Genomic DNA, 7,748 nt, shown 5'->3' with positions numbered 1-7,748 from the left:
CGCGGTACCCACCACGCTCGCCACCGGGGCGTTCGTCACGTCCGCGGTACCCACCGCGCTCGCCACCGGGGCGTTCGTCACGGCCGCGGTACCCACCGCGCTCGCCACCGGACCGGTCATCGCGGCCCCGGTACCCACCGGACCGGCCGTCCTCCCGATCGTGGCGCTCGTCACGGTCTGCGCCGCGGCGGTCGTCCTCGCGTCCGCGGTACCCACCACGCTCGCCACCGGGGCGTTCGTCACGTCCGCGGTACCCACCGCGCTCGCCACCGGGGCGTTCGTCACGGCCGCGGTACCCACCGCGCTCGCCACCGGACCGGTCATCGCGGCCGCGGTACCCACCGGAGCGGTCGTCCTCCCGATGGACGAACCCGCCGCGGTCGTTGCTTCGCTGGTCGGCGTCGCGGCTCACGAAGCGGCCGCGGTCACCACCGGATCGTTCGTCCCTCCCGCGGTACCCGCCACGGTCAGCACCGGAACGGTCGTCCCGCCCGCGGTACCCACCACGGTCACCGGACCGGTCGTCACGACCGCGGTACCCACCCTGGTCCGAGCCGCCGCGGTACCCACCGCGCTCGCCACCGGACCGGTCGTCACGCCCGCGGTACCCACCGCGGTCGCCACCGGACCGGTCGTCCCGCCCGCGGTACCCACCGCGCTCGTCACCGGACCGGTCATCACGCCCGCGGTACCCACCGCGTTCGCCACCGGCACGGTCGTCCCGCCCCCGGTGGCCGCCCAGGTCCGAGCCGCCGCGGTACCCACCGCGCTCGCCACCGGACCGGTCGTCACGCCCGCGGTACCCACCGCGGTCGCCACCGGACCGGTCGTCCCGCCCCCGGTACCCGCCCTGGTCCGAGCGGTCCGAGCCGCCGCGGTACCCACCGCGGTCGCCACCGGACCGGTCGTCACGCCCGCGGTACCCACCGCGGTCGCCACCACCTGCCGGACGCTCCTCGCGTCCGCGGTAGCCGCCGCGGTCGTCGCCCGACCGGCCACCCGCGCGGCCGGAGCCGGCGTCGCGATCGCGCCCAGCGCCTCCAGGCCGACCGGAGCCGGACCGGTCGGAGCCGCGACCGTACCCGCCGGAGCGTCCGTCGGATCCCCCTCGGGACCCACCTCGTCGTTCGTCCTCAAACGCGGCCATCGGGGATCCCTTCGTTGTGCCCGAAACCGTCCGCGCCGTCCTCCAGGAGAGGCGAGATCAGCGGCAGTTCGTCGAGCGAGTTGATGCCGAGCTGCTGGAGCAGCAGGTCGGACGTGACGTAGTTGATCGCGCCGGTCTCGGCGTCGGTGAACGACTCCTCGATGAGGCCGCGCGCGACGAGCGTCCGGACGACGCCGTCGACGTTCACCGCCCGGATCGAGGCGATCTGCGAGCGGGTGATCGGCTGCTTGTAGGCGACCACCGCGAGGGTCTCGAGCGCGGCCTGCGAGAGCCGGGCCGGACGCTCCGCCTCGACGAACTGCTCGACGACGTCGTCGAGCTCGCGCCGCACGTAGAACCGCCAGCCGCCGCCGACCTCGCGGAGCTCGAAGCCACGGCGGACGGTGCCGTCGACGCCGTCGAAGTCGGCCACGAGCCGCTCGATCGCCTGACGCACGGCGGGCACGGGCGCACCCACCGCGGCACCGAGCGAGACGAGCGACTGCGGCTCGTCGGCGATCATCAGGATCGCCTCGAGCTGCCGGTCGACGGGCAGGTCCGGGTGAGCAGTGTGCTCGGCGTGCAGCTCCTGCTCGATCGCGCGGGCGTCGGCGACCTCGTCCGCTCCCCCGGGTTCGGCGCTCGACGCGGCGGCGCGTGCGTCATCCGTCATAGTCGGCTCCCAGGTTCGCGAGGCTCTCGTCGGACCAGTCCTCGGCGGTCCAGCGGAGTGTCAGCTCCCCCAGCGGTTCGAACTGCTCGAACGAGATCGACGCGTTCCGGTACAGCTCCAGGATCGCCAGGAAGCGAGCCACAACGATACCCGTCTCCGCGACGCCGGCGACCAGCTCGCGGAACGACACGTCCTCGTCGGCCCGGGTGCGGAGGATCGAGACGACGATCGCGGCCTGCTCCCGGATGCTCACGAGGGGGGCGTGCAGGTGGTCCAGCCCCACGGTCGGGATCTCCCGCGGCGCGAAGGCCAGCGTCGCGATGGCGGCGAAGTCCTGCACCGAGAGGGTCCAGACGAGCTCCGGGGTGCGGGCGCGGAACCGCTCCTCGAGCCGGACCCGGCGGACGTGCCGGCGGGACTCCTGCTGCCACTGCTCCCCGAACCACTCCGCGGCCTGCTTGAACGCCCGGTACTGCAGGAGGCGCGCGAAGAGCAGGTCGCGGGCCTCGAGCAACGCCACGTCCTCGGCGTCGACGAGCTCGCCCTGCGGCAGGAGTCCGGCGATCTTCAGGTCGAGCAGGGTGGCGGCGACCACGAGGAACTCGCTGGCCTCGTCGAGCTCGTCGGCGGACTCGGCCTGCCGCACGTACTGGATGAACTCCCCCGTGACCGCGCCGAGCGACACCTCGGTGATGTCGAGCTCGTGCTTCGTGATGAGCGAGAGCAGCAGGTCGAACGGCCCGTCGAAGTTCCGCAGCCGGACCCGGAACCCGGGCGCGGCCGCGGTGCCCGCCGGCGTCGTCGTGTCAGCCGACGTCGGTGCCGGGTCAGGCGACGGCGCCACGCTCGACGAGCTCCCTGGCGAGCGCGCGGTAGGCGTGCGCCGCGGCGTGCTCCGGCGCCGTCTGCGTGATGGGCCGTGCCGACACCGTGGCGTCCGGGAACTTCACCGTCCGGCTGATCACCGTGTCGAGCACGTTGTCGTCGAACGTCTCCACGACGCGCTCCATGACCTCGCGGGAGTGCAGCGTGCGCGAGTCGTACATCGTCGCCAGGATGCCGTCGAGCCGCAGTGCCGGGTTCAACCGGTCCCGCACCTTGTCGATCGTCTCGATCAGCAGCGCCACACCGCGCAGCGCGAAGAACTCGCACTCGAGCGGGATGAGCACGCCGTGCGCCGCCGTCAGGGCGTTGACCGTGAGCAGGCCGAGGGAGGGCTGGCAGTCGACCAGGATGAGGTCGTAGTCGTTCGAGACCTTGCGCAGGACGCTCGCCAGGATCTGCTCGCGGGCGACCTCGTTGACGAGGTGGACCTCGGCGGCGGACAGGTCGATGTTCGCCGGGATGACGTCGAGCAGCGGCACGTTCGTCTGGCGGATGACCTCGCGCGGGTCCTTCACGGAACCCATCAGCAGGTCGTAGACCGTGGGGACGTCGTGGGTGCGGACCCCGAGTCCGGCGGACAGGGCGCCCTGCGGGTCGAAGTCGACCGCGAGGACCTTGCGGCCGTACTCGGCGAGCGCGGCGCCGAGGTTGATCGACGTCGTGGTCTTGCCGACGCCGCCCTTCTGGTTGCAGAGCGCGATGATGCGAGCCGGGCCGTGGCCGTCGAGCGGCGCGGGCTCCGGGAACTGCCGGACGGGCCGACCGGTGGGGCCGACCGGGGTCTGCGCGGTGCCGGGGGTGGTCGTCGGGTTCGTGCTCACCCGGTCATCGTACCGGCGTGGCGCCAGCGGCCCGGGTCGCACCGCCGCGCGGACCGCAGCGGACGGGACGGGGCTGCACCGCGCCTCCCGGCCGCCCGGTCGGTCCTGCGTCAGGCGGGCCGCAGCGCGACGCGCATGCTGTCCACCCGGTCCGCGATGACGGCGTCCGCCGTCCACCGCTGCTGCAGCCGTCCGACGAGCGCCTGCACCGCGGCCTGGTCGAGCCCCGGGTGCAGCGCCAGCCCGACCATCAGCTCCGCACCGGCGAAGCGCCCGAGCGGGTCGCCCGGCGACAGCTCGACGCGCGCCACGGCGGGCTCCTCGACGACCGACGCGGCGAACGCCTGCCCGACCTCGGCGTCCTCGAAGCACGGGGTCCACGGCAGGTCCTGCCCGATCGCCCACACCGCCGGGCGACGGAGCACGAACTCGGTCGGTGCGGTCGGGTCGAGCACGACGAGCTGCGTCTCCTCGCTCACCGCGGCCATCGCGACGCGTCGCGAGTCCGCCGGCACCGGTCGGGCGGTGGCGTCCCACGACCGCATGGCCTCGGCCGAGGTGAAGGCGGGCATCACACTGCGCCCGTCCGGACCGGCGACCGTGACGATCGACAGCTCCTGGGTCTTGTCGACGAACTTGCCCTCGGGGGTGTGCCCGACGTCACCGGCCTCGGCGACGAGCGGGATGAGCAGCCGTGCGCCGCGCAGGGCCTCGACGACCGCGCGCTGCGACCCGCCCTGCTGCAGGGCGGAGATCGCCGCGACGAGCGCCGGGTCCGCCAGGCCGTCGTCGTCGGCGTAGGCGTCGTCGTGGGCGTCGAACGTCCGCCCGGCCCACGGGTTGCCCGCCGAGTCCGCGGCACCGCCCGGAGTGTGGGCGTCGTCGTGCGCGCCGGGCTCCGGAGCGTCGGGCCCGGTCCCGCGGCCGTTCGAGATGCCCGCCACGACGACTACTCGGAGGCGATGTCGAGAGCGGCCGGCAGCGTGAACGCGCCGGAGTACAGGGCCTTGCCGATGATCGCGCCCTCGAGGCCGTGCGGCACGAGCTCGCGCAGCGCACGGAGGTCGTCGAGCGTCGAGATGCCGCCGGAGGCCACCACGGGCTGGTCGGTGCGGTCGCAGACCTCGCGGAGCAGGTCGACGTTCGGCCCCTGCAGGGTGCCGTCCTTCGTCACGTCGGTCACGACGTAGCGGGCGCACCCGGCGGCCTCGAGCCGGTCGAGCACCTCCCAGAGGTCACCGGCGTCCTCGGTCCAGCCGCGGCTCGCCAGGGTCGTGCCGCGCACGTCGAGGCCGACCGCGATCTGCTCGCCGTACTCGCCGATCACGCGCGCCGCCCACTCGGGCTTCTCGAGCGCGGCGGTCCCGAGGTTCACGCGGGCCGCCCCGGTGGCGAGCGCCGCCTCGAGCGACGCGTCGTCGCGGATGCCGCCGGAGAGCTCGACGGAGACACCCTCGACCTCACGGATCGCCTTCGCGATCACCGCACGGTTGTCCCCGCGCCCGAATGCTGCGTCCAGGTCGACGAGGTGGATCCACTCCGCACCCTGGTCGCGCCAGGTGCGGGCCGCGGCGACGGGATCGCCGTACGAGGTCTCGCTGCCGGCCTCGCCCTGGGTGAGGCGGACGGCCTGACCGTCGACGACGTCGACGGCGGGCAGCAGGACGAGGGGCGGGGTCGCGGTGAGGTCGGTCATGGTCCTGTCGGTTCTCGGTGGGGTGTGGTGCGGCCGTCATGGCAGCCTGGCCGGGCGCTGCGGCCGTTCCGGTTCCGGTGGCCGTTGCGGCCGGGAGGCGCGGCTCGCGTCCGTCGGGCGAGCGTGCGCCCGGTGGACGGCCGGTTCAGAGCGAGTCGACCCAGTTGCGGAGCAGCCGGATCCCCGGCTCCCCCGACTTCTCCGGGTGGAACTGCGTGGCCGTCAGCGGACCGTTCTCGACCGCGGCGACGAACCGCTGCCCGTGCTCGGCCCAGGTCAGGCGCGGTGCCCGGAACGGACCGTAGGCGTCGAGCGGGAAGTCGGTCACGCCGTACGAGTGGACGAAGTAGAACCGTTCGTCGTGCAGCCCGTCGAAGAGCACGGAGTCCGCGGGCGCCTCGACCGTGTTCCAACCCATGTGCGGCAGGACCTCGGCCTGGATCTCCTCGACGGTGCCCGGCCACTGGCCGAGCCCCTCGACGTCGGCGCCGCGCTCGACGCCCCGCGCGAACATGACCTGCATGCCGACGCAGATGCCGAGCACCGGTCGACCGCCGGCCAGGCGGTGGTCGACGATCTCGCCGCCGCGCACACCCTCGAGCTGGTCGACGACGGCGGCGAAGGCGCCGACGCCCGGCACGAGCAGACCGTCCGCACGGAGCGCGGCCTGCTTGTCGGCGGTCAGCGTGACCTCGGCACCGGCGCGCTCGAGTGCCTTCGCCGCGGAGTGGACGTTGCCCGATCCGTAGTCGAGGACGACGACGTTCGGCTTCGCGGTCACAGCTTCCCCTTCGTGGACGGGATGCCGTCGACCCGGGGGTCGAGCTCGACGGCGCGGCGCATCGCACGGGCGAAGGCCTTGAACTCGGCCTCGGCGATGTGGTGCGGGTCACGGCCACCGAGCACGCGGACGTGCACGGTGATGCCGGCGTTGAACGTGATCGCCTCGAACACGTGCCGGACCATCGAGCCGGTGAAGTGTCCGCCGATGCGGTGGAACGCGAAGCCCTCGGGCTCGCCGGAGTGCACGAGGTACGGACGACCGGAGACGTCCACCACGGCCTGTGCCAGGGCTTCGTCCAGCGGCACGAGCGCATCGCCGTAGCGACCGATGCCGGCGCGGTCGCCGAGGGCCTGCTTCAGCGCCTGACCGAGCACGATGCCGGTGTCCTCGACGGTGTGGTGCACGTCGATGTCGGTGTCGCCCGTCGAGCGCACGCGCAGGTCGATGAGCGAGTGCTTGCTGAAGGCCGTCAGCATGTGGTCGAAGAAGGGCACGCTCGTCGAGACGTCGGACGAACCGGTGCCGTCCAGGTCGAGCGAGAGCTCGATGCTCGACTCGCTCGTGCTCCGGCTGATCGAGGCGGTGCGGGCGGTCATGCGTCAACCCTAACCGGCGGCTGGTCGGCGGCCACGCGGCGCATGGCGTCGAGGAACGCGGTGGTCTCCTCCGCCGTCCCCGCGCTCACCCGCAGGTGGTTCGGGATCCCGAGGTCGCGGACGATGACGTCCTGGTCGAGCAGTGCCTCGAACGCGGCGTGCGGGTCCGCCACCCCGCCGAACAGCACGAAGTTGGACCACGTCTCGTACGTGCGGTACCCCATCGCCTGCAGTTCGGTCACCATGCGGTCGCGCTGCTGCTTGATGTCGTCGACCATCGCGAGCATCGCGGGAGCGTGCCGGAGCGCGGCGACGGCCGCCGCCTGCGTCAGCGCCGACAGGTGGTACGGCAGGCGCACCAACCGCAGGGCGTCGACCACCGCGGGGTCGGCAGCCAGGTAGCCGACGCGGGCCCCGGCGAAGGCGAAGGCCTTGCTCATGGTGCGCGAGACCACGAGCCGTGGACGGCCGGGCAGCAGCGTGATCGCACTCGGGGCATCGGTGGGCATGAACTCGGCGTAGGCCTCGTCCACCATCACGACGCCGTCGGTGGCGTCGTACGCGGCGCGGATCGTCTCGATGTCGAGCGGGGTGCCGGTCGGGTTGTTCGGCCCGCACAGGAAGACGATGTCGGGCCGGTGCTCGGCGATCGCCGCGACGACGGTCTCCGGCGTGATGCGGAACTCGTCGTCACGCTGCGCGGGGATCCAGCGCGTGCCGGTGCCGGACGCGAGGATCGAGTGCATCGAGTACGTGGGCGGGAACCCGAGCACCGAGCGGCCCGGGCCGCCGAAGGCCTGGAGCAGCTGCTGCAGGACCTCGTTCGACCCGTTCGCCGCCCACAGGTTCGCAGGGGTGAGCTGCTGATCAGCGGAGAGCCCGCCGTTCAGGTAGCCGGCGAGGGACTCGCGGAGCTCGGTGAACTCACGATCGGGATAGCGGTTCACGGTCGTCAGGGCCTGCCGGATCGAGGCGACGATGTCCTCGGCGACGTCCTCGGGCACGGGATGCGTGTTCTCGTTGACGTTGAGCTGCACGCGCACGTGCTTCTGCGGAGCGCCGTACGGGCTCTGCCCGCGGAGGTCGTCACGGATCGGGAGGTCTTCGAGCGTGGTGTCCACCGATCCATCGTAGGCCGCGGCCACC

10 protein-coding genes are annotated in these 7,748 nt (G+C 73.1%); all 10 read right to left on the bottom strand.

The features are described 5' to 3' along the window. Positions 1-324 (bottom strand): hypothetical protein (locus D8M35_RS02090; protein ID WP_202976511.1); only part of this gene is annotated, 324 nt, incomplete at its 3' end. A gap of 84 nt (positions 325-408) precedes the next feature. Then, positions 409-1,119, bottom strand: a complete 711-nt coding sequence (locus tag D8M35_RS02085) for a hypothetical protein (protein ID WP_126890322.1) — start codon at positions 1,117-1,119, stop codon at positions 409-411. A 14-nt stretch (positions 1,120-1,133) separates the two neighbouring features. Beyond that, complete coding sequence (gene scpB / locus D8M35_RS02080; RefSeq protein ID WP_126890321.1) at positions 1,134-1,820, bottom strand: SMC-Scp complex subunit ScpB; 687 nt, start codon at positions 1,818-1,820, stop codon at positions 1,134-1,136. Beyond that, complete coding sequence (locus D8M35_RS02075; protein ID WP_238638057.1) at positions 1,810-2,577, bottom strand: ScpA family protein; 768 nt, start codon at positions 2,575-2,577, stop codon at positions 1,810-1,812. The genes scpB and D8M35_RS02075 overlap by 11 nt, the downstream gene beginning before the upstream one ends. Before the next feature lie 70 nt (positions 2,578-2,647). Next, a complete protein-coding gene (locus D8M35_RS02070) occupies positions 2,648-3,526 on the bottom strand; it encodes a ParA family protein (protein ID WP_126890319.1) in 879 nt (292 codons plus the stop codon). A 110-nt stretch (positions 3,527-3,636) separates the two neighbouring features. Beyond that, the gene (locus D8M35_RS02065) at positions 3,637-4,470 is read right to left on the bottom strand and encodes an SseB family protein (protein WP_126890318.1); all 834 of its coding nucleotides are present in this window, start codon (positions 4,468-4,470) and stop codon (positions 3,637-3,639) included. Between the two features lie 5 nt (positions 4,471-4,475). Continuing rightward, entirely contained in the window at positions 4,476-5,222 is a 747-nt protein-coding gene (priA, locus tag D8M35_RS02060; protein WP_126890317.1) for a bifunctional 1-(5-phosphoribosyl)-5-((5-phosphoribosylamino)methylideneamino)imidazole-4-carboxamide isomerase/phosphoribosylanthranilate isomerase PriA, read from the bottom strand. Positions 5,223-5,367: 145 nt separating this feature from the next. Continuing rightward, positions 5,368-6,003: an imidazole glycerol phosphate synthase subunit HisH gene (gene hisH / locus D8M35_RS02055; RefSeq protein WP_126890316.1), complete on the bottom strand. Its 636-nt coding sequence runs from the start codon at positions 6,001-6,003 to the stop codon at positions 5,368-5,370. Then, positions 6,000-6,602: an imidazoleglycerol-phosphate dehydratase HisB gene (gene hisB, locus D8M35_RS02050; RefSeq protein WP_126890315.1), complete on the bottom strand. Its 603-nt coding sequence runs from the start codon at positions 6,600-6,602 to the stop codon at positions 6,000-6,002. The genes hisH and hisB overlap by 4 nt, the downstream gene beginning before the upstream one ends. Beyond that, positions 6,599-7,723, bottom strand: coding sequence for a histidinol-phosphate transaminase (locus D8M35_RS02045; protein ID WP_126890314.1), 1,125 nt, complete (start codon positions 7,721-7,723; stop codon positions 6,599-6,601). The genes hisB and D8M35_RS02045 overlap by 4 nt, the downstream gene beginning before the upstream one ends. Positions 7,724-7,748 lie beyond the last annotated feature (25 nt).

The organism is Curtobacterium sp. HSID17257 (assembly GCF_003989515.1).
GTDB lineage: Bacteria > Actinomycetota > Actinomycetes > Actinomycetales > Microbacteriaceae > Curtobacterium.
The sequence above is the reverse complement of the archived record's forward strand: the minus strand, read 5'-3'. Positions and strand labels throughout refer to the sequence as shown.